We start from the raw sequence: 2,477 nt of genomic DNA, 5'->3' as shown, positions 1-2,477 counted from the left end.
CGGCCGCTGGTCATCCGGGTAACCCTCCTCATGCCATTGTTTGATGACGGCGGTGGCGTAATAGAGTTGCACCAGGCAGTCGGCCATGCGCCCTGAGAGGCGTTGCCGGGCCTTGAGGCCTCCACCAACGGTCAGCAGAGTGACGTCAGTCATCAGGGCGAAGGCTGCTGAGAACCGCGCCAGCTGTCGGTAGCTGGACTTGATGTTGCCTTGCCGTGGCACCGATTCGGCCCATCCCCTGGTCAGTCCCAGCAGCAGGGCCCGAAGGGCGTTGCGGGTGGTATGGGCCAGATGCCGGTAGAAGATACCGTCGAATTTCTTCGCTGCCTTGTCCTCGTCTTCCATGCCTGCTGCTTCGATTTCCTCAACAATGAACGGATGGCAGCGGATGGAACCCTGGCCGAAGATCATCAGGCTCCGGGTAAGGATATTGGCGCCTTCCACGGTGATCCCGATGGGGACCGCCTGGTAGGCCCGGGCCAGGAAGTTGCGGGGGCCGGTGATGACACCGCGGCCTGCCACCACGTCCATGGCATGGTTGATGACTTCCCGCATCAGGTCGGTATTGCGGTATTTCAGCACGGCGGACGGCACCGAGGGCCGCACGCCACGGTCCAGCATGCCGGAGGTCAGCAGCCGGGCAGCGTCCATCATGTAGGTGTAGCCTGCGATGGGCTCCAGGGCTTCCTGCACGCCTTCAAACTGGCTGATGGTCCGGCCGAACTGTTCCCGGGTGTAGGCGTAGGAGCCGGTGGCCAGGCTGGCCACCTTGCCGGCACCGGTGCCGAGGGCGGGCAGGGAGATGGAGCGGCCGATAGACAGACACTCCAGCAGCATGGTCCAGCCCTTGCCGAGCATATCCTGGCCGCCGATGACCTGTTCCATGGGAATGAACACGTCGTTGCCCCAGGTGGGACCATTCATGAATACGGTGTTCATGGGCAGGTGGCGGGCACCGGCGTTGACGCCGTCCGTGTCTTTGGGCACCAGTACACAGGTCACACCGATTTCATCGGAATCGCCCAGCAGCTTGTCCGGATCATAGACCTTGATGGCCAGGCCGATCAGTGTCGCCACCGGGGCCAGGGTGATGTAGCGCTTGTTCCAGGTGACTTTCAGGCCCAGCACTTCCTTGCCGTTCCATTTGCCCTTGCAGACGATGCCTTTGTCCGGAATGGCGCCGGCGTCGGAGCCGGCCACCGGGGAGGTGAGGGCGAAACAGGGAATCTCGTCGCCGCCGGCGAGTCTGGGCAGATAATGCTGTTTCTGCTCATCGGTGCCGTAGTGCATCAGCAACTCGCCCGGGCCGAGGGAGTTGGGCACCATCACGGTAACGGCAGCCGATACGCTCCGGGTGGAAATCTTCATCACGATTTCCGAGTGGGCGGTGTTGGAGAACCCCAGGCCGCCGTCTTCTTTGGGAATCACCAGGCCGAAAAAGCCGTTCTCACGGATGAACTTCCAGACCTTGTCCGGCAGGTCGTATTGCTCGTGGGTGATTTTCCAGTCGTCGAGCATGGCGCACAGCTTTTCCACCGGGCCGTCCAGGAAGGCCTGTTCCTCGCTGGTGAGGTGCGCCGGCTTGGCGTCCAGCAACTTGTTCCATTTGGGCTTGCCGGAGAAAAGTTCGCCGTCCCAGTCCACCGAGCCGGATTTCAGGGCTTCCGCCTCGGTATCCGAGAGTTTCGGCAGCCGGCTGCGCACCCAGCCAAGCAGGGGGCGGCTGAGCTTGTCGAGGCGCAAGTCGCCGGGAATAACAAGGATTAACGCCAGCGCCAGCAGTACACCGCCACAAAGAATGCTGATCAGGTGCCATTCATCCTGGAACAGACCCACAACGGTCGCAATGGACATGACGGCAGCGGCTGTGGTGCCGCCTATACCCAGGTAGATCAGCACCAGGGCACTGATCAGCAGAAGTAGAACACTCATGTGAAGACCTCCGTATCGTGAATGCAATCAGCGAGAAACTGACCTTTACCATCGGTCAAAGCCTGACCAGTTGCAAGAGGCGTGGGGGCGGGATGTAAAGATTGATTGCAGTAATGAAAAGCATTGTCAAAAACCCGCAAGTTTCTCTCCATTGATTGATCCAGACTGCAACTTTCGGAGAACACATAGCCTCATTCAATAAAAAGTACCCGGAGCCTAATGATGTTTAGCCAGCTCACCGTTGCGAAACGCCTTGCCCTTGGCTTTGGTCTGATTCTGTCGCTGATGATTGCCATAAGTCTGGTTGGTAATCATCGGGTCGGTTTTATCGACAGGACCCTGACCGACGTGGGTGATGGCGCCGCCGTGAAGCAGCGCTACGCCATTAACTTTCGGGGCAGTGTCCATGACCGGGCAATAGCCATTCGCGATGCAGTACTGGTTGAGAACGACCGGGAGCTACAACGGCACCTCGCGGACATTGAGCGTCTTAAGGGGTTCTATCGGGATTCCGCCGGCCCGATGGATAGGATGTTCCGGGAAGA

General features: G+C 59.8%; 1 protein-coding gene and 1 pseudogene. One reads left to right on the top strand and one right to left on the bottom strand.

The genetic code is table 11. From position 1 onward, the window contains the following. Positions 1–1,932: acyl-CoA dehydrogenase (locus B2W52_RS18550; RefSeq protein WP_286803876.1), on the bottom strand; the 1,932-nt coding region annotated here is incomplete at its 3' end. A 222-nt stretch (positions 1,933–2,154) separates the two neighbouring features. On the opposite strand from B2W52_RS18550, the pseudogene B2W52_RS18545 reads away from it, so the two are divergent. Further along, positions 2,155–2,477 (top strand): annotated as a pseudogene (locus tag B2W52_RS18545) (MCP four helix bundle domain-containing protein); the annotation flags it as partial.

This window comes from Marinobacter sp. UBA2498 (assembly GCF_002341575.1).
Taxonomy (GTDB): Bacteria; Pseudomonadota; Gammaproteobacteria; order Pseudomonadales; family Oleiphilaceae; genus Marinobacter; species Marinobacter manganoxydans.
Note: the sequence above shows the minus strand (reverse complement) of the source record. Positions and strands in the feature narration are given on the sequence as shown.